The 21574-nt window shown below is 74.7% G+C and carries 16 protein-coding genes; 6 read left to right on the top strand and 10 right to left on the bottom strand.

The annotated features are described in order from the left end of the window. Positions 1-65 precede the first annotated feature (65 nt). Positions 66-1484, bottom strand: a complete 1419-nt coding sequence (locus tag HS048_RS01500; protein WP_196465924.1) for a PLP-dependent aminotransferase family protein — start codon at positions 1482-1484, stop codon at positions 66-68. Between the two features lie 86 nt (positions 1485-1570). Between HS048_RS01500 and HS048_RS01505 the strand changes: the two genes are divergently transcribed. Beyond that, positions 1571-1867 carry a putative quinol monooxygenase gene (locus tag HS048_RS01505; protein ID WP_196465925.1) on the top strand — a complete coding sequence of 99 codons (297 nt, stop codon included), beginning with the start codon at positions 1571-1573 and terminating at the stop codon, positions 1865-1867. A gap of 68 nt (positions 1868-1935) precedes the next feature. On the opposite strand, the gene HS048_RS01510 is transcribed toward HS048_RS01505, so the two are convergent. After that, complete coding sequence (locus HS048_RS01510; RefSeq protein WP_196465926.1) at positions 1936-2310, bottom strand: DUF6069 family protein; 375 nt, start codon at positions 2308-2310, stop codon at positions 1936-1938. Between the two features lie 131 nt (positions 2311-2441). On the opposite strand from HS048_RS01510, the gene HS048_RS01515 reads away from it, so the two are divergent. Further along, a complete protein-coding gene (locus HS048_RS01515) occupies positions 2442-3572 on the top strand; it encodes a sensor histidine kinase (RefSeq protein WP_196465927.1) in 1131 nt (376 codons plus the stop codon). Next, the gene (locus tag HS048_RS01520; protein WP_068902151.1) at positions 3560-4213 is read left to right on the top strand and encodes a response regulator transcription factor; all 654 of its coding nucleotides are present in this window, start codon (positions 3560-3562) and stop codon (positions 4211-4213) included. Before HS048_RS01515 ends, HS048_RS01520 begins: the two co-directional genes overlap by 13 nt. A 93-nt stretch (positions 4214-4306) precedes the next feature. Here HS048_RS01520 and glpK read toward each other — a convergent pair whose 3' ends face one another. Continuing rightward, the gene (gene glpK / locus HS048_RS01525) at positions 4307-5824 is read right to left on the bottom strand and encodes a glycerol kinase GlpK (protein WP_196465928.1); all 1518 of its coding nucleotides are present in this window, start codon (positions 5822-5824) and stop codon (positions 4307-4309) included. 286 nt (positions 5825-6110) lie between these two features. Continuing rightward, entirely contained in the window at positions 6111-7493 is a 1383-nt protein-coding gene (locus tag HS048_RS01530; RefSeq protein WP_196465929.1) for a hypothetical protein, read from the bottom strand. 90 nt (positions 7494-7583) lie between these two features. Here HS048_RS01530 and HS048_RS01535 point away from each other — a divergent pair, with 90 nt between their 5' ends. Further along, complete coding sequence (locus tag HS048_RS01535; RefSeq protein ID WP_196465930.1) at positions 7584-7691, top strand: helix-turn-helix transcriptional regulator; 108 nt, start codon at positions 7584-7586, stop codon at positions 7689-7691. Positions 7692-7777: 86 nt separating this feature from the next. On the opposite strand, the gene HS048_RS01540 is transcribed toward HS048_RS01535, so the two are convergent. The 4 genes from HS048_RS01540 to HS048_RS01555 are packed head-to-tail and all read right to left on the bottom strand — an operon-like array spanning position 7778 to position 16107. Then, positions 7778-8995: a glycosyltransferase gene (locus HS048_RS01540; protein ID WP_196465931.1), complete on the bottom strand. Its 1218-nt coding sequence runs from the start codon at positions 8993-8995 to the stop codon at positions 7778-7780. Between the two features lie 58 nt (positions 8996-9053). Continuing rightward, positions 9054-10592: an MFS transporter gene (locus HS048_RS01545; protein ID WP_230880686.1), complete on the bottom strand. Its 1539-nt coding sequence runs from the start codon at positions 10590-10592 to the stop codon at positions 9054-9056. Beyond that, the gene (locus HS048_RS38425; protein WP_304609648.1) at positions 10589-14110 is read right to left on the bottom strand and encodes an MMPL family transporter; all 3522 of its coding nucleotides are present in this window, start codon (positions 14108-14110) and stop codon (positions 10589-10591) included. Before HS048_RS38425 ends, HS048_RS01545 begins: the two co-directional genes overlap by 4 nt. Further along, positions 14110-16107 carry a fatty acyl-AMP ligase gene (locus HS048_RS01555; RefSeq protein WP_196465932.1) on the bottom strand — a complete coding sequence of 666 codons (1998 nt, stop codon included), beginning with the start codon at positions 16105-16107 and terminating at the stop codon, positions 14110-14112. The genes HS048_RS38425 and HS048_RS01555 overlap by 1 nt, the downstream gene beginning before the upstream one ends. A 265-nt stretch (positions 16108-16372) precedes the next feature. Between HS048_RS01555 and HS048_RS01560 the strand changes: the two genes are divergently transcribed. After that, positions 16373-17005 carry an IclR family transcriptional regulator gene (locus tag HS048_RS01560; RefSeq protein ID WP_196465933.1) on the top strand — a complete coding sequence of 211 codons (633 nt, stop codon included), beginning with the start codon at positions 16373-16375 and terminating at the stop codon, positions 17003-17005. 176 nt (positions 17006-17181) lie between these two features. On the opposite strand, the gene erm is transcribed toward HS048_RS01560, so the two are convergent. Continuing rightward, positions 17182-17922 (bottom strand): ErmE/ErmH/ErmO/ErmR family 23S rRNA (adenine(2058)-N(6))-methyltransferase, encoded by a 741-nt coding sequence (erm, locus tag HS048_RS01565; protein WP_230880941.1) that lies wholly within the window; start codon positions 17920-17922, stop codon positions 17182-17184. 559 nt (positions 17923-18481) lie between these two features. Here erm and HS048_RS01570 point away from each other — a divergent pair. Further along, positions 18482-19747 (top strand): ATP-binding protein, encoded by a 1266-nt coding sequence (locus HS048_RS01570; protein WP_196465935.1) that lies wholly within the window; start codon positions 18482-18484, stop codon positions 19745-19747. 193 nt (positions 19748-19940) lie between these two features. On the opposite strand, the gene HS048_RS01575 is transcribed toward HS048_RS01570, so the two are convergent. Further along, entirely contained in the window at positions 19941-21563 is a 1623-nt protein-coding gene (locus tag HS048_RS01575; RefSeq protein WP_196465936.1) for a diguanylate cyclase, read from the bottom strand. Positions 21564-21574 lie beyond the last annotated feature (11 nt).

A 21574-nucleotide genomic window follows, 5' to 3' on the forward strand; every position in this document is an offset into this window, starting at 1 on the left:
GCCGCCCGGCCGCCCGCCGTGCGGCGCGCCGGGCCCGCTCCGGCGGGCACGGCCGGGGAGACCCGCTACCGGCGGGGACGGCCTTCGAGCACCGCCGCGATCTCCGCCGCGGCGAAGGGGGCCCGGGCCGGTGAGAGCCGGCCGTACCCGATGACCAGGGCGGGCCTGAGGCGGCGGCGGGCGTAGCGCGACAGGGGCATCACGGCCACGCCCCGGTGCTCCAGGCGGTCGGCGACGTCGCGGTCGTCATGCCCGGACGGCAGCGGGAGCACCAGGTGCAGCCCCGCGGCGATCCCGCCGGCGGGACCGGCGTCGCGGATGACGGGGTGGCCGCGCAGGGCCGCGAGCACCGCCTCCCGGCGCTCGCGGTACAGCGTGCGGGCGCGGCGCAGGTGCCTGTCGTAGTCACCGGCGTCGATGAGCCGGGCGAGCGCCAGCTGGTCGAACACGCCGGGACCCGCGCCCGACCGTTCGAGGGCCTCGGTCACCGGGTCCCTCAGGCGTGCGGGAGGCACCATCCAGCCCATCCGCAGGCCCGGGTGCAGGGTCTTGCTCACGGAGCCGAGGTAGGCGACGCTGTCCCGGTCGAGGGCCGCCAGCGCCCCGATCGGCTTGCGGTCATACCGGAACTCGGCGTCGTAGTCGTCCTCCAGCACGACGGCCGAGCGCTCCTTCGCCCACGCCAGCAGCGCCCGGCGCCGCCCCGCCGACAGGGCGGCGCCGGTGGGGAACTGGTGGGCGGGCGAGCAGAGCACCGCGTCCGCGTCCGTCCGCCGCAACCGCCCGACGTCGATGCCCTCGCCGTCGACGGCCACCGGCTCGACCGCCAGCCCCGCATGGGCGGCCGCGTCGCCGAGCCGGCTCCAGCCGGGGTCCTCCACCGCCAGTCGCGACGCGGACCGCCGGGCCAGGACACCGGCCAGCAGCCCCACCGCGTGCGTGGTGCCGCAGGTGATGACCACCTCCTCGGGCGAGACCGCCACCCCCCGGGTCCGTCCCAGGTAGCCGGACACGACCTCGCGCAGCCGCCGTACGCCCCCGGCCGGGGGGAAGACGTCCGAGCCCCCGCCGGTCACGAGGGCGTGATGGACGGCCCGGCTCCAGGCGGCGGCGGGGAAGCGCGCCACGTCGGGCGCGCCGGGCCGCAGGTCGGCCACGACCGGGAAGGACGCCCGCGCGGCGGGTACGGCCGGCGGGGCGGCCGGTCGCGTCGACGCCTCCGGCGCCACCCGCGTGCCCGACCCCTGCCGCGCCGTGAGGTGCCCTTCGGCGACGAGCTGGGCGTAGGCCTCGTTGACGACCCAGCGCGAGCAGCTCAGCTCCTCGGCGAGCGCCCGGCTCGGGGGCAGTGCGTCGCCGGGGCCCAGGCGGCCCGCCAGGACGGCGGCCCTGATCGCGGCCGTCAGGCGTTCGTGCAGCGCCCGCCCGTCGTCGGGCACGTCGAGGAGGAGACCGGTGATGCGATTGGTCCGGTTCGTCGGCATGCAAGTGGACTGTATCACCGGACCAGTTCGCCCTAGCCTCTGGATCGGCCCTCTTCCGCAGGGCCCGTACCACCGAGGAGAACGCCGTGACATCGACGAACACCCCCTTGACGGTCATCGCGCGGATGCGCGCGAAGGACGGCCGCGAAGCCGCCCTGCACGACGCCTTGACGGCGCTCGTCGCACCGACCCGGCAGGCGCCGGGCTGCCTGGCCTACGACCTCCACACCGAGGTGGGCGAGCCCGCCCGGTTCTGGTTCTACGAGGTGTGGCGCCGCCGCGAGGACCATGCCGCGAACCTGGAGGCGCCGCATATCACGGGCTTCCTCGGCCAGGCGGCGAACCTGCTCGACGGCGATCTGGAGGTCCACTTCCTCGAGTAGGGCCCGTACGGACTCCGGAGCCCCGGCCGGGCCGGCCGCCCAGGTGATCCGGTGTCCGCGGGGCGCGTTCACCGCCGGGCCAGCCCCAGCACGAGGACGGCGCCGACGAGCAGGTGCAGCAGGACCAGCACGAGCGTGGCGGCGGTGCCGACGGCGCCGCCGAGCGGGCCGAACAGGGAGAGGGCGAGCACGGCCAGGGCGGTGATCGTCCAGATCCGGCCGGGCCGGGAGGCGAACCGCTCGAGAACGGCCAGCAGCGCCCAGCCCGCCAGCCCGGCCAGCAGGCTCGCCACCACGACCGGTACCGGCCCGACCTGCTGTGTGCCGCCGCCCGTCCGCACGGTCAGCACGGTTCCGGCCACCGGGACCGCCAGGGCCCAGACGGCCAGGGCGGCCACGGGGGCGCCGATCACGGTGAGCGGTCTTCTGAGAGAGGTGTTCATGCGGGTCAGCCTCGCCCGGCGGCCCGCTCCGCCGCATCGGGCGCGTGGTCGCGCCGTGCCCTCCCCCGGTGGGGTACGGGTCCTACTTCGGTAGGTGACGGGTCCGCCGTACCGCCGTTTAGCCTGAGCCGATGAGCGAGACCCGATCTCCGCACCCGTTCGCGGTGGCCGGCATGGTCCTCGGGATGGGCGTGCTGACCACCGTGGCGCTGTGGGGCCAGGCCGGCCGGCCCACCTGGGGGCTGGACGTGGCGATCGCGGTGATGAGCCTGGCCGCCGCGCTCGCCCAGCTGTGGTGGCCGGTCCACGGGGCGCTGGCCGCCACCCTCCTCGCCGCGTTCTCCCCGGTGGCCACGCCGGCGGCGACGGCGGGGGCGCTGCAGGTGGCCCAGCGCCGGCGTCTGCCCGTCGCGGCCGCGGTGACCGCCGTGGGCATGGCGGCCCATCTGGTCCAGGGGCTGTGGCGGCCCAACTCCGGCATCTCCCTGTCATGGTGGTGGCTGCTGATCTGCGCCGCCTACGGCGCGCTGCTCGGCTGGGGCGCGCTGGCCCGCTCCCGCCGTGCCCTGCTCACCTCCCTGCGTGAGCGCGCCGACCGCGCCGAGGCCGAACAGGGCAGGCGGATCGCCGAGGCCCGCATGGCCGAGCGCCGCCGGCTCGCCAGGGAGATGCACGACGTGCTGGCCCACCGCCTGTCCCTGGTGGCCACCCACGCCGGAGCCCTGGAGTACCGGCCGGACTCCTCCCCCGACCGGCTCGCCACGGCCGCCGGGGTGGTCCGCACCGGGGTCCACCAGGCGCTGGAGGAACTGCGCCAGGTGATCACCCTGCTCCGGGAGCAGGACGACGACCCGGACGGGGCCGGACCCCTGCCGGGCCTGGCCGACCTGCCGGACCTGATCGCCGACGCGCGGCGGGCGGGCCAGTCGGTACGGCTGCGCGAGGAGGTCGCCGACACCGCCGCCCTGCCGCCGGCCGCGTCCCGGACCGCCTACCGGGTCGTGCAGGAGGGGCTCACCAACGCCCGCAAGCACGCCCCCGGCCAGCCGGTCGACGTGCTGCTGCGCGGTGCTCCGGGCACACCCCTGCTGATCGAAATCCGCAACCCGCCGCCCCCGGCGGAGGCCGTCCCCCTCGCACCCGGCAGCGGGCTCGGCCTGGTCGGGCTCACCGAGCGGGTACGGCTGGCGGGCGGGCAACTGGACCACCAAGGCACCGCCGCGGAGTTCCGGCTGCAGGCCCGGTTACCATGGCCCGCGTGATCCGCGTGCTGCTGGTCGACGACGACGCCCTGGTCCGCGCCGGACTGTCCATGATGCTCGACGGCACCGCCGGCATCACCGTCGTCGCCGAGGCGGCCGACGGCCAGGAGGCCGTCACGGCCACCGACGCCCACGCCCCCGACGTCGTCCTGATGGACCTGCGCATGCCCCGCGTGGACGGCATCACCGCCACCCGCCGGCTGCGTGCCCGCACCCGGCCGCCCGAGGTGATCGTGCTGACCACGTTCGACACCGACGAGAACGTCCTGCACGCGCTCCGTGCGGGCGCCGCCGGGTTCCTGCTCAAGGACACCCCGCCGCCGCAGATCGTGGAGGCGGTCGTCCGGGTCGCCGCCGGAGACCCGATACTGTCCCCGCGCATCACCCGGCGGTTGATGGAGCGCACGGTCGCCCAGGCCGGCGCCTACGAGCGCGCCCGCGCCGCGCTGGCCGCCCTGACCCCGCGCGAACACGAGGTGGCCCTGGCGATCGCCCGGGGCAGGACGAACGCCGACATCGCCGCCGATCTGGCCATGGGCGTCACGACCGTGAAAGCCCACGTCTCCAGCATCCTGACCAAGCTCGGCCTGGACAACCGCACCCAGATCGCGCTCCTCGCCCACGACGCGGGCCTCGCCTGACCGGCCCGCACCCGGGGACGGGGGCGGGGGCGGGGGCGGGGGCCGCAGGACTCGCCTGACCGGCGCGCACCCGCGGGGCGGGGGCCGCAGGGCTCAATCGACGTCGACCCAGTCCAGGGTCCGGGTGACGGCCTTGCGCCAGCCTGCGTAGCCGCGGGAGCGCTGCCCGTCGGACCAGCCCGGTTCCCAGCGGCGGTCCTCCTGCCAGTTGCTCCTCAGCTCCTCGGTCGACGACCAGAAGCCGACGGCCAGCCCGGCGGCGTAGGCGGCGCCGAGCGCCGTGGTCTCGGAGACGACGGGCTTGGAGACCGGCACGCCGAGGATGTCGGCCTGCAGCTGCATGCACAGGTCGTTGGCGGTGACCCCGCCGTCCACCCGGAGCACGTCGAGCACGACGCCGGAGTCCTGCTGCATCGCCTCGACCACGTCGCGGGTCTGGTAGCAGATCGACTCCAGCGTGGCCCGGGCCAGGTGCGCGTTGGTGTTGTAGCGGGACAGGCCGACGATGGCGCCGCGGGCGTCGGAGCGCCAGTACGGCGCGAACAGACCGGAGAAGGCGGGCACGAAGTAGACGCCGCCGTTGTCGTCCACCTGCCGGGCGAGCGCCTCGCTCTGCGCCGCGCCCGAGATGATGCCGAGCTGGTCGCGGAGCCACTGCACCGCCGATCCGGTGACCGCGATCGAGCCCTCCAACGCGTAGACCGGCTTGTCGTCGCCGAACCGGTAGCAGACGGTGGTGAGCAGGCCGTGCTCGGAGCGGACGAGCTCCTGGCCGGTGTTGAGCAGCAGGAAGTTGCCGGTGCCGTAGGTGTTCTTGGCCTCACCGGGGGCGAAGCAGACCTGCCCGACGGTCGCGGCCTGCTGGTCGCCGAGGTCGCCGGAGAGGGGGACCTCTCCGCCGAGCGGCCCGGCCGCCCGGGTCACGCCGTACAGGCCCGGGTGGGACGACGGCTTGATCTCCGGGAGCATCGCGCGGGGGACGCCGAAGAACGAGAGCAGCTCGTCGTCCCAGTCCAGGGTCTCCAGGTCCATGAGCATGGTGCGGCTGGCGTTGGTCGGGTCGGTGACGTGCACGCCGCCGTCAGGGCCGCCGGTGAGGTTCCACAGCAGCCAGGTGTCGGTGTTGCCGAAGAGCGCGTCGCCGGCCTCCGCCGCCGCGCGCACGCCGTCGACGTTCTCCAGGATCCACTGGATCTTGCCGCCGGAGAAGTAGGTCGCCGGGGGCAGCCCGGCGCGGCGCCGGATGACGTCGCCCCGGCCGTCGCGGTCCAGCGCGGCGGCGATCCGGTCGGTCCGGGTGTCCTGCCAGACGATGGCGTTGTAGTACGGCCTGCCGGTCCTGCGGTTCCACACCAGGGTGGTCTCCCGCTGGTTGGTGATGCCCAGCGCGGCCAGGTCGGAGGCGGTGAGGTCCGCCCGGTTCATCGCGGTCTCGATCACCGCCCTGGTGCGCTCCCAGATCTCGGTGGGGTTGTGCTCCACCCAGCCGGCCCGCGGCAGGATCTGCTCGTGCTCCAGCTGGTGCCGGGCGACCTCGTTGCCGCCGTGGTCGAAGATCATGAAGCGGGTGCTCGTCGTCCCCTGGTCGACGGCTCCGACGAAATCGGGCATGGATCGCACTCCTCGGGCGGGATCGGCTTCTCGGACGACTCCGTACGCGCCCCAGCCGGCACGCGCGGTCCCCGGATCATCTTCGGCCCGCGCGCAACGGGCCACAAGGACCATCCGGCGTCCGCGCGGCACGGCGCTCGTGGGCGGCGCACGGCGCGACACGCGTGGACGACCGGCATCGGCGACCGGCATAGGCGACCGGTATCGACAGCCGGCACGGACGGCGGGACGCGGTACGGCACCGCGCCTCGCCGGATCAGCCGGGTGCCCGGTGTCCGGCTGATCCTCAGGCGGTGGTCAGGTACACCTGGCCGAAGACCTCGGCGATCTTCTTGAGGTCGGCGGCCGGGTCCGTCTCGGGCGTGGCCGGGTCGTAGACCGCGGCCATCCGGCGCTGGAGCGGGGCGAGCCTCTTCAACGCGTCCCAGGCGGTCAGGCGCTCGACCCCGCCCCGGGCGTCCTGGAGCCGGGTCCAGACGTTGACCTGCTGGGCGGCGCCGTCGCGGAGCGGGGTGGCGACCCGGTCGGCGACCTCCTGCGCGCTCACGTCACCGACGAGGCCGGTCTCCTCGGCGGCGACCCGGGCGAGCACGTCCCAGGCGCGGGCACGGAGCTGGATCGACTGGTTGCGCCGGGCCGTCTTCGCGTCGATCCCCCAGGCCGTGTAGCCGCCGCGCAGCAGCCCGCCGTCCAGAGTGAGCTGGTCGACGCCCCCGGTGCCCAGGTAGGACTCGATCCGCTCCGGGGCCAGCAGCGGGTACCTCTTCGCCGTCTCCGTCTTGCACGCCTCGACGGCGCCGCAGGCGAACTCCGGCACGACCGTGTGCACACCGAGTTGCTTGCCGGGGGCCGCCCGGCGCAGCGCGGCGGAGGCGGCGGCGACGAAGGCCGTGACCTCCTCGTGGGCGGTGAACGTCGTGTCGTAGCCGAGCTGGGTGGAGAACCTGATCCCGGCCACCTCGGGGCGGGCGGCCAGGGCGCCGACCCGCTTCACCGCGGCGGCGAAGGCCGCGGGACCCGCCTTCCAGTCGTCGGCCAGCTCGGTGTCCAGCCAGACCCGCAGGCCCGTGGCCCGCGCCGCGGCGACGGCCTGGCCGCCGGGGGTCTGCGCGGCCGCCGCGATCTCCGCCGCGGTCGGCGGCGTCACGGCCTGCCCCTCCTGCGCGCTCTGCCCCGTCCGAGCGGTCTGGGCGCTCTGCCCGGTCGCGGTCCTCGGGGCTCCGGTGCCCGTCTCGGGGCCGGCCGCCGTACCGTCCCCGCCGGCTTCGTAACCGCCGACGGCGCACTCCTGTCCGCCGGTCTCGCACTCGGGCGTGCCGCCCTCCTCCGCGTCGCCGGGGAACGGGGAGTTCTCGTCGCCCTCGGCGCCGCCGTCCGGTGGGGCCGGGCAGGAACTGCCGGGCGCCGAGCAGTCGATGAACCGCCCCGGGTACGGCGTCGCCTCCTTGAGCTTGGCGTTGTCGTCCGCCCCCCAGAACAGGGCGACGCCGAGCGCCTCCTCGGGCGTGGCGAGCCAGTGGCACTGGACGTACGCCGGGGCGTCCGCGCCGAGCAGGTCCCGGCAGCTGCGGGGATCGTCCTGGGCGTAGGCGGCCGCCGCGGGAGCCACGGCGCCGATCAGCGCGAGCATCGAACCGGCGGCGACGGCCCGCCGCAGAGTGAGTCGCATGTCGTGAAACTCCCCGGGATCGCCCGTCTTAACGGTCGTTTCGCACCTTACCGAGATCATTGCTGCTCGGACAGGCTCTGTCAGGAAACTGTGACACCCGCCGGGACGCCGGACCGGGCCATCCGTTTCTCCGCCTTCGGCGCGATCTGCCGCGAGCTCGACTGCCGGCCCGGTGACCTGCTCGTCCACGATCCCTGAGGACCCGGCCGCGTGTGCGGAGGCGGAGGTGGACGGCGTTGAGGAACCGGCCGCGTGCGCGGGGGCGGGTCCCAGGTGGACGGTGTTCAGGCGCCCAGGGCCTCGCAGGCCCGCGCGACCCCGTCCTCGGCGCGCAGCCGCTCCCCCAGCCGGACCGCCGCCGACCGGATCCCCGGATCCCGCACGGCCGCCGCCACCCGTCCGGCCAGAGCGGCGGCGGTGAGCCGGCGCACCGGCAGCGGCGCGGGGCCCGCGCCCAGCAGGGCCACCCGGGCGCCCCAGAACGGCTGGTCGGAGAAGAACGGGCACACCACCGACGGCACCCCGGCGCGGAGCCCGGCCGCCGTCGTCCCCGCGCCCCCGTGGTGCACCACGGCCGCCGTCCGGGGGAACAGCCACGCGTGGTCCGCCTCGCCGATCACCAGCATGTCGTCCGCCCCGCCGTACGGCAGGCCCTGGAGGATGCCGCGCATCCCGGCCGCCCGCAGTCCCGCCACCACCGCCCGCGCCGTCGCGGCCGGGTCGGCGGGGGCCATGCTGCCGAAGCCCGCGTAGACGGGCGGTGGTCCCGCCTCCAGGAAGGCCACCAGCTCGGGCGGCGGCGTCCACCGCCGTCCGGCGAACCAGTAGCCGGTCAGGTGGACGTGCTCCGGCCAGTCCGCCGGGCGGGCGACGACCGCGGGGCTCACCCCGCACAGCACCGGCACCCGGTCCGCCCGCGCCCGCCGGAACACCCCGCCCCGCAGGGGGCCGAGCCCGAGCACCCGCGCCCGCAGCCGGTCGGTCATCCGGCAGAGCAGCAGCCCGCTCAGCCCCTCGACCAGCGCGTAGCTGCCCCGGTTGCCCCAGGGGCCCAGCGTGCGCAGCGGGACCAGCGGGTTGGGGAAGGCCCGGGTCGGCTCGCCGGGCTGGAAGTGCAGCAGCGCGTACGGCATGCCGTACCGCTCGGACAGGTGGTGCCCGATCCCGCCCAGCGCCGGGGCCAGCACCAGGTCCGCGCCGGAGCAGGCCACGTCCACCTCGGCGACGAGCCGCTCGGCGAGCGGCTCCACCACCCGGCGGAACCCCCGGACGAACCCGGCCGGGCCGCTCCGCAGCCACGCCTGCCCCTCCTCGGACTCCACGATGCCCTGCGGATCCACGCCGAGCGGGCTCAGCACGAGCCCCGCCTCCTCGACCAGCCCGCCATACCGGCCCGCCGCGACCACGGTCACCCGGTGCCCGCGCGCGGCGAGCCCGGCCCCCAGCGCCACGCACGGCTGGGTGTCCCCCCGCGACCCGAAGGCCAGGACCGCGATCCTCACCGGAGCGTCACCGGGCTCGCGGGGGCCGCGCCACGCGCCGCCGGGACCGTGCTGGCGCTCACCGGAGCGTCACCAGGCTGACGGCGGCTCCGGCGGCGACGAGCCCGGCGGCGGTGAGCAGGCCGGTCGAGTAACCGGCGGTGAAGCTCGCGGCGCCGTTCACGATCACGCCGACGACCGCGATGCCGAACAATCCCGACATCTCCCGCGCGACACTGAACACCCCTCCCGCGACGCCTGCGCGCCCCTCGGGCACGGCGCCCAGCACGGCCGAGCCCAGCGGCATGGTCAGCGCCGAGCCGATCCCGATCACGCACACGGCGGGCAGCAGTTCGGCCCAGCCGTCGCCCGCCCGCAGGAAGGCCACCGCGACCATGCCGCCCGCCACCAGCACGAGCCCCAGCGCGACCGTGCGGGCCGCGCCGAGTCGGCGCTCGGCGAGCGGGACCAGCGGCGTGACCACGGCGACGAGCAGCGCCAGCGGCACGAAGGCGAGTCCCGAGGCGGTGGGGCTGAAGCCGAGGACCCCCTGGAGGAAGAGCGCCGTGAAGAAGAACACCCCGTTGACGCCCAGCCCCCAGAGCACCTGGGCGATCACCCCTCCGGTGAACGCCCGCGCCCGGAACAGCGCCAGGTCCACCATGGGGTCCCGGCCCAGGCGCTCCACGACGGCGAAGGCCGCGGCCGAGACCACGCTGACCGCGAGCGCGGCCAGGATCACCGGCGAGGTCCAGCCCAGTTCGGCGGCGAAGGTCAGGCCGAACGTGCCCGCCGACAGCACGGCGATCGAGGCCGCGACCCCGGGCACGTCGACGCGGGCGGCGGTCCCGTCGCGCGACTCGGGTACGGCGGCCATCGCGAGGGCCACGCACAGCACGCCGAGGGGCACGTTGAGCAGGAAGATCCAGCTCCAGTGGGCGTGCTGGGCGAGGTAACCGCCCACGACCGGGCCGAGGGCGAGCGCCGCCGCCCCCGAGGCCATCCAGACGGCGACGCCGGCCGAGCGCTCCCGGCCGCCGCCCGCGACCGCGACCACGGCCAGCATCGCGGGCAGGATCAGCGCGGCCCCGCAGCCCTGCACGAGCCGGGCCGCGACGAGCGCGCCGGCCGAGCCGGCCAGCCCGGCGGCGAGGGAGGCGGCGGTGAAGACCGCGAGCCCGGTGACGAGGATCCGGCGGCGCCCGTAGACGTCGGCCAGGCGCCCACCGGCCAGCATCAGACCGGAGAAGGTGAGGACGTACCCGGTGACGACCCACTCCAGCAACGCGAGGGACGCGCCCAGCTCGGCCTGGAGGGTGGGCAGGGCCACCGTGACGACCGTGTTGTCCAGGGTCGTCACGAACCCGGCCAGACCGACGACCAGGAGCAGCGGCCCGCGCCGGCCGGTCCCGCCCGGGGCGGCGGATCCACCGGGCTCACCGGACTCATCGGATCCACTGGGCTCACCGGAGCCATCCGATTCATGGCAGTCATCGGGCTCCCTGGACCCACCGGGTTCCCGGGGCCCGCCGGACTCCCGGGGCCCGCCGGACTCCCGGGGCCCGCCGGACTCCCGGGACCCGCCGGACTCGACGGGGCGCGCGGCGAGGTCGCTCATTCGTTCACCTCCACCCAGGTCCAGCCCGACCCGTCCGACGTGGGCCGCACCACCCTCGTCGCCCTCCGCCCGACGGGCACCCAGCCGCCGCCCCTCTCCGGCCCTCCGTTCCGGCTCTCCCGGGGCGCGGCGTGCCCGGGCGCAGGCGCTCCGTTCCGGCCCTCCCGGGATGCAGACGCTCCTGGCACAGGCAGTCCGGGTGCAGGCCGCTCAGGTACGGGCAGCCCGGGTGCAGGCCGCTCAGGTGCAGGCCGCTCAAGGACGGGCAATCCGGGCAGGGGCTCGGTGGCCTCCACCTCCTCGGCCGGCTCCGGACGCGCGGTGATGGGCACGATCGGCCTGCTGTCCTGCCGCCGCGCCGGTGGCTCCAGCCGGTCGATGAGGTGAGGGCTGATCGCCGGAAGGCTCCGCGCGGGAAGGACGGGACCCGGCCCCGACCCGGGAGCCGCCGGGACGGGCGGAGGGGAGGGTGGAGGCGGACTTGGAGGCGGGGAGGAGGAGGGAGCCGAAGGCGGGGACGGAACCGAAGGCGGGGAAAGGAACGGGGACAGGTCCGGGCGGCGGTCGTCCGGGACCGGTGAGTGCAGGGGGGTGCGCGGGGGACGGCCCATGGCGCCCTCCACGGTCAGCAGGGGTTGCGGCGACGAGGGGGCCGTACCCTCCTCCGCCCAGTGCCAGCCGGGGCCGTCCAGGTTGGGTTTGACCACCCTTCTGCGCTTCTGCGCCGGATCCACCGGTACGGCCTGCTCCGTACGCGCCGGGGCCGGTGGCTTCGCCGCCCCGTTGACCGGGAGGGGAGGCAGCGGATAGGGATTCGACCCGTGCCGGCGGGACTGCGGCGCGGGCGCACGGAGCTCCCGGGTGAACGCGGGTGCGGTGGTCCGCGGAGCCTCGGGCGGGGGAACCGAGACCTCCTGGACCTCCGAAGCCCGCGTGACCTTCGGGACCTGCGGCGGGGAGACCGAGACCTCGGCCGGGGGAGCCGGGACCTCCCGCGCCTCCGAAGCCCGCGTGACCTCCGGAACCTCCCGGACCTCCGGGGCCCGGGCGACCTGCGAGACGTCGGACGGGAGGGCCTCCGGGGTCCGTCCGGTCCGAAGAGCCTGCGGCGGGGTGATCTGCGGGATCCACCGCGGGGAGGCCTCCGCGGGCCGGGCGGGGAGGGCCCGGGGGGCGTCCCGCACCCCGTGGACGCCGCGTGCCCCGTGGAGCTCCCCAGCCGGGGCGGCGGCCGGGCCGCCGGTGCGTTCCACCGTCACGTGGGCGGGCGGGGGACCGTACGGACCGTCGTGGTGCTCCCGGAGGCCGATCCTCCGGTGGAGGTCCCGCAGGGGGGCCGGGAGCCACCAGTTGGCCTCCCCCATCAGCCGCATCGTCGCGGGCACCAGCAGTCCCCGCACCAGCGTCGCGTCCACCACGATGGCCACGAACATGCCGACGCCCAGCATCTTCACGATCGTGATCCCGGCGGTGGAGAAGGCCGCGATGACCACCAGCAGCAACAGCGCGGCGCTGCTGATCAGCCCTCCCGTCCGCTCCAGGCCGATCGCCACGGCCGCGGTGTTGTCCCCGGTCCGCAGCCACTCCGCCCGCACCCGGCTGAGCAGGAACAGCTCGTAGTCCATCGACAGCCCGAACACCACCGCCAGGATCAGCACGGTGATCGTCGCCTCGACGCTCCCGGTCGGGGTGAAGCCGAGGACTCCCGCCAGGTTCCCGTCCTGGAAGGCCCAGACGATCACCCCGAAGGACGCGCCCAGGGACAGGACGTTCATCAGGATCGCCTTGAGCGGCAGCAGGACCGACCCGAACGCGGCGAACAGCAGCAGACCGGTCATCAGGCAGACGACGAGCGCGGTCCACGGCAGCGTGGCCGTCAGGCTGTCCTCCAGGTCGAGCTGGGCGGCCGTGGGCCCGCCGACGACCACGTCCTGGAAGTTCGGTTCGGGGGGCAGCGCCCGGATCCGCTCGACCAGCGCGCGGGCCTCGTCCGACGCCGGGTCCCCGTCGTGGCGGACCGCGAGCCGTACCGCGCCGCCGGCCTGCGAGACCCCGGTGACGTCGACCCCGGTGACGTGGTCGAGCTCCTTCAGCCGGTCCGCGAAGACCTTCACGTCCAGCGGGCCGACCTCGGTGACCGGGACGGGCCCGGAGTTCTCCACGCCGACCGGACCGAGCCGCCCGCCCACCTCCGAGGGCAGCGCCCCGGGCGCGGCGGCGGTCATCGGGCCGACCAGGTCGCGTTCGACGAGCACGACGGCCTCGATGGGCGCCATCGCGTTCCTGGCGAAGTCCCGGTCGATCCGCTCGGCGACCTGGCGGCTCTCGAAGTGCTCGGGCAGCACCCGGTGGTCCACCCCGCCGAACCGCACGTGCAGGAACGGCGCGGCCAGCGCGAGCAGCACCGCACCGACCCCGACGAGGTAGGCGACGGGCCGCCGCATCACGCTGGACGCGATCCGGTGCCAGCTGCCCCGGCGCCGCCGGCCGAAGTCGGGCATCACGTTCAGCGCGTCGACCCTCGGCCCGAGCACGGCCAGCAGCGCGGGCAGCACGACCAGCGCCGCCGCCATCGCGACCAGCACCACCGCCGCCGCGCCCAGCCCGATCGAGCGCAGGAACATCTGCGGGAACAGCAGCAGCCCGCAGAGCGCGGTCGCCACGGTCAGCCCGGAGAAGGCGACGGTCCGCCCGGCCGTCGCGATGGTCCGCACGACGGCCGCCTGCACGGGCGATCCCCGGCGGATCTCCTCGCGGAAGGCGCTGAGCACGAAGAGCGAGTAGTCGATCGCCAGGCCGAGGCCCAGCATCGTGACGACGTTCAGCGAGAAGACCGAGACGTCGGTGACCTCGGTGAGCAGCCGGAGCAGCGCGAGCGCGCCGATCACCGAGAGCACGCCGACGACGAGCGGGAGCCCGGCGGCGACCAGGCTGCCGAAGACGACGACGAGCAGGACGAGCAGGACGGGCATCGAGATCGCCTCGGCCTGCCGCAGGTCGGCGGCGGTCTGCGCGTTGAGGTCCGCCAGCAGCGGGACCCGGCCGCCGATCCGGACGTCGTACCCGGCGGGGGCCTGCCGGAGCCGCTCCTCGATCGCCTCGTACCTGCGCTGCCCGTCCTGCTCCTCCCCCTTCAGGGCGATCAACGCGTAGGTGGAGTGGCCGTCGGCGGAGACGAGCTCCTCCGCCTCGGTCTTCCAGTAGGTGGAGACCTCGGCGACGTGCTCGGCGGGCAGCGCCTCCAGCGCCTTCTCCACGTCCTTGCGGAAGCGCTCGTCGCGGGCCTCGATCTCCGGGTTCGTGTAGAGCACGACCACATCGGGCGAGCTGCCGCCGAACCACTCCTGGCTCCAGCGCGCGGCCGAGGTCGACTCGGCGCCCGGGTCCTCGAACCCGCCGTCCGTCATCCGGCCGAACAGCCCCAGCCCGAACAGCCCCGCCAGGACCGCGAAGACCGCCCCCGACGCGAGGATCGCCCAACGCCGGCGGTGGACGAACCGCCCCAGCGACTCGAACATCAGGAACCGGCGTCCCCGGAGCCGCCCCCGGTTCCGAACGCGGAGCCCGGGCCGGTTCCGCTCCCGGAACCCGGGCCGGAACCTGAACTCGGACCGGAACCTGAACTCGGACCGGAACCTGAACCGGGACCGGAACCTGACCCCGGACCGGAAGCGGGCGGGGCGCCCGCGAAGACACCGTCCAGGTAGGCCCGGGCGCACGCGCGGCGGGCGATCTTCCCGCTCGACGTGCGCGGTACGGCGCCCGCCTCCACCAGCACGAACCCGTCCAGCCGCAGGTCGTGGCCCCGCGCGACGGCGGCCCTGACGTTCGCCTCCACCTCGGCCGGGTCCCTCCCCTCGGCCCTGCGCGACCGCTCGGCCACCACGACCAGCCGCTCCGTCTCCTCCCCCGGTACGGCGAACGCCGCCACGCGGTCCCTGCGGACGGCGGGATCGGCCTCCTGCACGGTGGCCTCCACATCCTGTGGATAGTGGTTGCGCCCGTCGACGATGATCAGGTCCTTGATCCGCCCGGTGACGTACAGCTCGCCCCCGTGGATCACACCCAGGTCGCCGGTGCGCAGCCAGGTCCCCTCCTCGCCCCGGAGCACGCTCCCGAAGACCTCGGCGCTGTGCTCGGCGTCCCGCCAGTAGGCCCGTGCCACGTTCGGCCCCTGGACCCGGATCTCGCCGACCTCGCCGTCGGGCAGGGCCGTACCGTCGGGTGCGGCGATCACGACGCGCTGCCCCGTCGGCACCCCGCAGGAGACCAGCTCGACGGCTCTGCCCCGCTCCCCCGCCGTCCCGCCGCCGGACACCTCGTCCCGCCCGCCGTACGGCACGGCCGACGCCCCGGTCCGCCCGCCGTACGGCTCCGCGGCGGATGCGGCGGATGCGGCGGGTGCGGCGGCCTGTTCCGCGACCGGCACGGCCCGGCCTGCGGCCAGCGCGTCCCGGTCGAACACCGTCGTCCGCGGCGGCAGGTCGCGGGCCATCGCGGTGACGAACACCGTCGCCTCCGCCAGCCCGTAGGCGGGGGTGTGCGCCTCGGGGCGGAGCCCGCACCCGGCGAACGCCTCGGAGAAGTGGCCGATCGTGCCGGCCCGCAGCGGCTCGGCGCCGTTGAGCATGACCGCCACCCCCGACAGGTCGAGCGTCGCCTTCTCCTCCTCGGTGACGCGGCTCGCGGTGTACTCGTAGGCGAAGTTCGGGCCGCCGGTGAACACGTCCTCGTAGTCTGCGAGCATCCGCAGCCACCGGACCGGATGCATGACGAACGCGACCGGGTCCATGAAGACCGCCCGGTTGCCGCCGACGATCGGCGCGGCGATGGTCGCGATCAGTCCCATGTCGTGGAAGAGCGGCAGCCAGAGCGCCGCCGTGGACACCCGCGGCACCGCGCGGAAGGCGGTCCAGAGCTGCTCGGCGTTGGCGGTGACGTTGCCGTGGCTGATCTCCACCCCGGCGGGGGCCCGGGTGGAGCCGGAGGTGTACTGCAGGTAGGCCAGGTCGCCGGGGCCGATCGGCTCGGGCTCCCACTCGTCGGCGAGCAGGCCGGAGACGGTGTCCACGGCGACGACCTGCTTGGGCCGGGGCACGGTGCCCTCGCCGCCCTCCCCGCCCTCGTCCAGGAAGACGCGGACGGCCTCCAGCGCGGGCGTCGCGGTGAGCACGCAGACCGGGTCGGCGTCGGCGTAGGCGCGGACCAGCCGGTCGGCGTGGCCGGGCAGGTCGGGGGTGAACAGCGGCACCGCGACCACCCGGGCGTACATCGCGCCGAGCATCGCGACGACGTACTCCAGTCCCTGCGGCGCCAGGATCGCCGCCCGCTCCCCGGGCCGGGCGATCTCGCGCAGCCGTACGGCCAGCGCCCTGGCCCGCAGATCCACCTGGGACCAGGAGAGCGTGTGCCGGGTCCCGTCGCGGCCGCCGGAGTAGTCGAGGAAGGTGTACGCCGGGGCGTCCGGGATCTCTCCCGCCCACCGCGCGACCCGGGCGATCAGCGGCTCGCTCATGCTCGAAGGTCCCCTCGCCGGAGTGCAGGGATCTAGCAAGCTACGGCAGGCCGCGTGCGCGGTTCTTGCCAAGCGCCCGCACATTCCCGGGTGCCGGTTGTCACCCCGTGACAACCGGTCGCCGCCCGCACCACCGCGCCCCACCATCGTCCGTCAGACGTCCATCCGCACCGCCGGGGCCGCGGTCCGGTCCTGCGCGGTACGGGGTGCCTGCGGACCGCCCCTCCGTCGAGGCACCCGCCCGGCCACCCCGATAATCGAGGACATGGCGGCCGAATCCTCGCAGACCCTGGAGCGCGGCCTGCGCCTGCTCCGCCTGCTCTCCGGCGAGCTCCGGGGGCGGACCCCGACCGAGATCGCGGCCGAGCTGGAGCTGAGCCGCCCCGCGGTCTACCGCCTGCTGACGACCCTGCAGCGCGAGGGTTTCGTCCGCCGTGACGGCGACGGCCGCGTCCACCTGGGGTTCGGCGTGCTGGTCCTAGCGCGCGCCGTGCAGCCGCTGCTGCGCGAGGGCGCCCTGCCCACCCTGCGCAGACTCGCCGAGGAGGTGGGCGCCACCGCCCACCTCACCGTGGCCGAGGGCGACGAGGGCCTGGCGGTCGCGGTGGTCGAGCCGTCCTGGACCGACATGCACGTCGCCTACCGCGAGGGTTCCCGCCACCCGCTCGACCGGGGCGCGGCGGGCCGGGCCGTCCTCGCCCTCCGCGCCGGCCGCGGCGGCTACGTCGCCACCAAGGGCCAGCTCCAGGAGGGCGCCCGCGGCATCGCCGCCCCCGTCCCCGGCCTCCCCTGGCTGGAGGCGTCCGTGGGCGTGATCGCCTTCACCCCGCTCGACCCGGACACCGTCGGCCCCCGCGTCGCCGCCGCCGCCACCGACCTCGCCCGCGCCCTCGGCTGACCCCGGTCGAACGGACGGCATCGATGATCCTTTTCCGGGAAGCGCACCGCCGTGGAACGGTCCGACGGTGCGCTTCCCGGAAAAGGATCTCTGCCGCCCCGGCTTCGTGCACCGGGACGGCGGCCGGTGACCGTGGGCACGGCCGGTGACCGTACGGCACGGCCCCGGCCGTACGGTCACCGGTGCAGGTGCCCGTAGAGGATCCGCCACCGGTCGGGGTGGACGTGGGCGACGACCGCGTCCGGGTCGACGCCCGCGGCGGCGAAGGCCGCGTCGACCCGGTCCGCCGGGTGGCGGAGCCGCAGGGTCGCGTGCAGGGAGCCGCCCAGGCCGGTGAAGCCGTACTCGACGAAGTCCCGGTAGCCGGGCAGGTCGGGCATGGATTGTCCGGGCGGGGCCGTACGGCGCTCGATCCGCAGGATCGCGGAGTCGACCGCCGGGACGGGCCGGAACGCCTCGCGGCCGATGCCGTCCAGCAGTTCCCAGCGGTACCAGGGCCACGTCCGCACGGTCAGCATGCTCCAGCGGCCGAAGCCGCCGGTGCGCTTGCGCGCGTACTCCAGCTGGGTCACCAGGGTGGCCGAGGTGAGCGCGGGCGCCCGCAGGCACCAGTCGACGATCTTCGAGGTGATCCCGTAGGGGATGTTCCCGGCGACCGCGAACGGCTCGCGCGGCGCGCGGGCGGCCAGGAAGTCGCCCCGGACGACGCGGATGCGCTCGTCGCCCGAGGTGCGGGCGGCCAGTTTCCCGGCGAGCAGCGGGTCGATCTCGTAGCCGACGACCTGACCGCAGGTCTCGGCGAGCGCCCGGGTCAGCACGCCCTCGCCCGCGCCCGGTTCGAGGACCAGGTCGTGCGGGCCGGCGGCCTCGGCCACGCGGGCGACCGCGTCGGGGTCGACCAGGAGGTTCTGCGACAGGACACGCCGGTCCCGGTCGCGGGCCGTCCGGCCACCGGTACGGCCGCCGCCGCTGCGGACGGCGCGCTGGGTGTGCGAGTGGTTTCCGTGAGCGAAGGACTGCGCCACAGTGTTGCCCTTTCGGGTCCGAGATGAACAGGTCTCGGAGGCCCCAGGGCACGCGCAGGAGGAAGCGGGTCCCCTCCCCCTACCGGCCCGGAGCCGGGCTGCGGCGGATGCGGACGGAGAAGATCGGCCCATGACACGAAAGCGACATGCGGGCCAGGCTAGGCACCGGCCTCGCCCGCGCACAAACGGTTTTCCGCCCCTCGCCGCCCGCGGCCGGAGGCACCTCCTCCGGCCGCGGGCTGACGGCGGAACGACCGTGCGCCCTCCGGCGGACCGCCCACGCATACCCCGGCAGATCGCACATGCATCCGCGGCGGATTGCCAACCGAGTCAGCGGCGAACCGACCACCCACCATGCGGCAGAACGACCATCAACCCATCGGCGAACCGACCACCAGCCATCCGGCAGAACGACCACGTACCTCATCTCATCTGCGTTACCTTCGTCAGCATGAGCGACGCGAAGGTCTTCAGGAGGCATGCGGATTCCATGGTGATGGAGGCCATGGAGGATACGCGCGTGATCGTTGTGAACGGTGCTCGCCAGGTGGGGAAGAGCACCCTCGCCAGGCTGGTCACCGAACGCTTTCCCGGTTCCAGGGAGCTCTACTTGGACGATCCCGCCATACTGGCGGCGGCGCGGGAAGATCCCATGGGGATCGTGCGCCATGATGGACTACTCCTCATCGATGAAATACAGCACGCCCCCGAATTGCTTCTTCCGATCAAACGGGAGGTGGATCGGGACCCGCGGCCAGGGCACTACATACTGACCGGCTCGGCGCGCCTCCTCGATCTCCGCGACCTTCCGGACGCGCTCCCCGGACGCACGGAAACGATCGAGTTGTGGCCGCTGTCACAGGGAGAAATCGACTCCACGCCGGACGGTTTCGTCGACGAGGCGTTCCGACAAGGCGCCGATCTGGTCGTCACGCCCAGTCGGCTGCTGAAGAAGGACTATGTGACACGAGCTCTACGCGGCGGGTATCCGGAAGCCGTGCGCCGCGATGCGGGCCGTAGACGCGCACGGTTCTTCGAGTCCTACATAACCGATCTGGTGACCCGCGACGTCCGACAGATCTCCGACATCGAACGACCGGCCGAGATGCGCAGATTACTGAGCGTGGTCGCTGCGCGCATGGGCACCCTGGGCGTGGTGCAGGCCATCGCCAACGACGTCGGGATGCCCCGGGTAACCCTGTCGAGGTACCTGGACCTCCTGGAACTCGTGTTCGTGACGAAGCGGATCCCCGCATGGTCGTCCAACTTGACGACGAGAGCCATATCCACGCCAAAATTGATCATGGTCGACTCCGGACTGGCCAGCAGACTGGCCGGCCTCTCCCCGGAACGGGCGTTGGATCCCACCGCACCCGTAGGGCAGCTGCTGGAGAACTTCGTCATCGGAGAGATCGCCCGCCAGCTCACCTGGTGCGACGAGCCCGTGCAGCTCTTCCACTACCGTGATCGCGACAAAGTCGAAGTCGACATCGTGCTGGAGCACGCTTCCGGAGAAGTCATCGGAATCGAGGTCAAGGCCGGGGAAACGATACGCCGCGACGATTTCCGAGGACTCCGTCACCTGGAGGACCGCCTCGGCAACCGATTCAAAGCCGGTTTCATTCTCTACACCGGAAGCGAACCGCTTTCTTTCGGCGACCGGAGGAAGGCGTTCCCGATCTCAGCCCTGTGGGAGGTCGGCCCGCCGCAACGCTGACCGCCGATGACCACCCGCATACGGCGCGCCAAGGGCGAAGGCCCGGATCCCACCGGGCGATCGGAGCGGCCCCGGCGAGCAGTGATCGAGTAGAAAGGAGGCATGACGCCGGAGCGGGCGCGCACGCCGTGGTGGACCTTGGGCTTCGCCGCCGTGGCCGCCGCGGTGGCCCTCGGCCGCCTGGCGGACCTCCTCATCGGATGACCGGGATCTCCACCGGGCCTCCCGCGGGAGCGGGGAGCGACCGCTCGACCCGGTCGCGGCCCCGGCGCTTGGCCTCGTACAGTGCCTCGTCGGCGGCCCTGAGCAGGTCCTCCGTGCTCCCTCCCGCCGCCAGCCCGGCGACGCCGGCGCTGAAGGTGACCGTGAGCGCCCGGCCCTCCACCTCGATCGCGGTACGGCCCACCCGCTCGCGGAGCCGCTCGACCAGCCGCCAGGCGGACTCCTCGGTCACGCCCGGCAGCAGCAGGACGAACTCCTCGCCCCCGTAGCGGGCGACCACGTCGCCCTGCCGTACGGAGTCGGCGAGCAGCCCGGCGAGGCGGACGAGCACCGCGTCCCCGCCGCCGTGCCCGTAGGTGTCGTTGATCCGCTTGAAGTGGTCGACGTCGATGATGGCCAGGCTGAGCGGCGCGCCCTCCCCGGCGGCCCGCCGCGCCTCCCGCTCCAGCGTGTCCACCAGATGGCGGCGGTTGTGCAGCCCGGTCAGCGCGTCCCGTACGGCCTGCTCGGCGAGGTCCGCGCGGAGCGCCTCGTTCACGCGCAGCTGCTCGCGGAGCCGGGCGGCGGACTCCTCCGCCTCGCGCCGCCGCCGGTTGAGCTCGGTCACGTCCCGGCCGACCAGCGCCCAGCCGACCGCGTCGCCGCGGCGGTCGCGCAGCACGCTGGCCCGCACGTGCAGGTCGATGCGCCGGCCCCGCGTGTCCGTCAGGGTCTGCTCGGTGTCGGTACCCTCGGTCAGGGCGAGGTCGAACCCCCGGATCTCGGTGATCACCCTCCCCTCCAGCCGCTCGGGCAGCCCGGGTACGGTCCGCGCCAGCAGGTCGCGGGCGGCCGCGTTGAGGTCGAGGATCCGGCCGTCCCGGTCGAGCACGGCGACCGCGTCGGTCATCGAGTCGAAGACCTGCCCGTGCGCCACCTGGATGTGCTGCGACAGGGAGCGGACCAGCATCCTGTAGGTGATGAGCGCCGTGACGCCGAGGCCGAGCGCGGTCAGGTCCGGCACGGGGACGGGCAGGGCCGCGCTCGCGCCGGCCAGGCCGGGCGGGACGAAACCGGCCAGCGTCCAGTCGTACAGTTCCCGCCGGCCGCGCGGCGCCCGCCGCCGCGCCCGGACCACCCGCACCACGCCGGCCGTGAGCAGGGCGTAGAGGTAGACCGCGCTGACCAGGAAGGCCGGGCCGGGGGCGGGGACGAGCACGTCCCAGGCGCCCGGCCGGAGGCCGGTGTAGAGGAGGTGGTGCCGGGGATTGGTCACGGCCAGGACCAGTTCCGCCGCGGGCTGGACGGCCAGCAGCAGCATGACCCGCCGGGAGACCCGCCAGGACCGGTCCGCCACGATCCTGGTCAGGCAGAAGACGCTCGCCACCACGATGCCCAGCACCAGGTGGGACGCGGTCGCGACCGGCCAGACGACGTCCGGGCGCGCCACCAGGAGGTTGACCAGGCCCAGGGCGGCCATCACCGTGATGCACGCCGCGATGAAGGCGTTCGCGTCGGCGAGCGGGTCCCGCCTCCGTCCCCACCGGTGGGCGGCGGCGATCACGGCGGACCCCGCGGCCGAGGTCGCGAACCCCGCGGCGAGCAGCCCCAGCATGCCGCCTCCTC

Origin of the sequence: Planomonospora sp. ID91781 (assembly GCF_015711595.1) — a bacterium.
Classification (GTDB): domain Bacteria; phylum Actinomycetota; class Actinomycetes; order Streptosporangiales; family Streptosporangiaceae; genus Planomonospora; species Planomonospora parontospora.

Bases quoted from the DNA above. Each gene is read 5' to 3' on its own strand.
- HS048_RS01520 (WP_068902151.1), top strand. From the start codon at position 3,560: ATGGCCCGCGTGATCCGCGTGCTGCTGGTCGACGACGACGCCCTGGTC.
- HS048_RS01515 (WP_196465927.1), top strand. From the start codon at position 2,442: ATGAGCGAGACCCGATCTCCGCACCCGTTCGCGGTGGCCGGCATGGTC.
- HS048_RS01575 (WP_196465936.1), bottom strand. From the start codon at position 21,563: ATGCTGGGGCTGCTCGCCGCGGGGTTCGCGACCTCGGCCGCGGGGTCC.
- HS048_RS01570 (WP_196465935.1), top strand. From the start codon at position 18,482: ATGAGCGACGCGAAGGTCTTCAGGAGGCATGCGGATTCCATGGTGATG.
- HS048_RS01560 (WP_196465933.1), top strand. From the start codon at position 16,373: ATGGCGGCCGAATCCTCGCAGACCCTGGAGCGCGGCCTGCGCCTGCTC.
- HS048_RS01530 (WP_196465929.1), bottom strand. From the start codon at position 7,493: ATGCGACTCACTCTGCGGCGGGCCGTCGCCGCCGGTTCGATGCTCGCG.
- HS048_RS01500 (WP_196465924.1), bottom strand. From the start codon at position 1,484: ATGCCGACGAACCGGACCAATCGCATCACCGGTCTCCTCCTCGACGTG.
- HS048_RS38425 (WP_304609648.1), bottom strand. From the start codon at position 14,110: ATGTTCGAGTCGCTGGGGCGGTTCGTCCACCGCCGGCGTTGGGCGATC.
- glpK (WP_196465928.1), bottom strand. From the start codon at position 5,824: ATGCCCGATTTCGTCGGAGCCGTCGACCAGGGGACGACGAGCACCCGC.
- HS048_RS01510 (WP_196465926.1), bottom strand. From the start codon at position 2,310: ATGAACACCTCTCTCAGAAGACCGCTCACCGTGATCGGCGCCCCCGTG.
- HS048_RS01545 (WP_230880686.1), bottom strand. From the start codon at position 10,592: ATGAGCGACCTCGCCGCGCGCCCCGTCGAGTCCGGCGGGTCCCGGGAG.
- HS048_RS01555 (WP_196465932.1), bottom strand. From the start codon at position 16,107: ATGAGCGAGCCGCTGATCGCCCGGGTCGCGCGGTGGGCGGGAGAGATC.